General features: G+C 53.7%; 1 protein-coding gene. It reads right to left on the bottom strand.

Annotated features, from left to right (window positions below):
• Nucleotides 1-150 precede the first annotated feature (150 nt).
• Nucleotides 151-1,131 (bottom strand): IS5-like element ISKpn26 family transposase, encoded by a 981-nt coding sequence (locus HMPREF3140_RS16840; protein ID WP_016947617.1) that lies wholly within the window; start codon nt 1,129-1,131, stop codon nt 151-153.
• Nucleotides 1,132-1,203 lie beyond the last annotated feature (72 nt).

The following is a 1,203-nucleotide window of genomic DNA, read 5'->3' as shown; positions in this document are numbered from 1 at the left end:
TAAGGAAGGTGCGAATAAGCAGGTCATTTCTTCCCAAGCTGACTCGCTGATTAAAATTTCGCGGATCTGGGCCGATTTTTTTCCCGCAAACACATCGAATCAGCCTATTTAGGCTATTTTTTCCACCATTTCTGGCGTTATTTCCGGTTTTTACTGAGATCTCTCCCACTGACGTATCATTTGGTCCACCCGAAACAGGTTGGCCAGGGTGAATAACATCGCCAGTTGGTTATCGTTTTTCAGCAGCCCCTTGTATCTGGCTTTCACGAAGCCGAACTGCCGCTTGATGATGCGAAACGGGTGCTCCACCCTGGCACGGATGCTGGCTTTCATGTATTCGATGTTGATGGCCGTTTTGTTCTTGCGCGGATGCTGCTTCAAGGTTTTTACCCTGCCGGGACGCTCGGCGATCAGCCAGTCCACATCCACCTCGGCCAGCTCCTCGCGCTGTGGCGCTCCTTGGTAGCCGGCATCGGCTGAGACAAATTGCTCCTCTCCATGAAGCAGATTACCCAGCTGATTGAGGTCATGCTCGTTGGCCGCGGTGGTGACCAGGCTGTGGGTCAGGCCACTCTTGGCATCGACACCAATGTGGGCCTTCATGCCAAAGTGCCACTGATTGCCTTTCTTGGTCTGATGCATCTCCGGATCGCGTTGCTGCTCATTGTTCTTGGTAGAGCTGGGTGCCTCAATGATGGTGGCATCCACCAAAGTGCCTTGGGTCATCATGACGCCTGCTTCGGCCAGCCAGCGATTGATGGTCTTGAACAATTGACGGGCCAGTTGATGCTGCTCGAGCAGGTGGCGGAAATTCATGATGGTGGTGCGATCCGGCAGGGCGCTATCCAGGGATAATCGGGCAAACAGGCGCATGGAGGCGATTTCGTACAGGGCATCTTCCATGGCACCGTCGCTCAGGTTGTACCAATGCTGCATGCAGTGAATACGCAGCATGGTCTCCAGCGGATAGGGCCGTCGGCCATTGCCCGCCTTGGGATAAAACGGCTCGATGACAGCGGTCATATTCTGCCATGGCAGAATCTGCTCCATGCGGGAGAGGAAAATCTCTTTTCGGGTCTGACGGCGCTTAGTGCTGAATTCACTATCGGCGAAGGTGAGTTGATGGCTCATGATGTCCCTCTGGGATGCGCTCCGGATGAATATGATGATCTCATATCAGGAACTTGTTCGCACCTTCCCTAA

The sequence above is a fragment of the Klebsiella sp. HMSC16A12 genome (assembly GCF_001808265.1).
Taxonomy (GTDB): domain Bacteria; phylum Pseudomonadota; class Gammaproteobacteria; order Enterobacterales; family Enterobacteriaceae; genus Klebsiella; species Klebsiella pneumoniae.
Note: the sequence above shows the minus strand (reverse complement) of the source record. Positions and strands in the feature narration are given on the sequence as shown.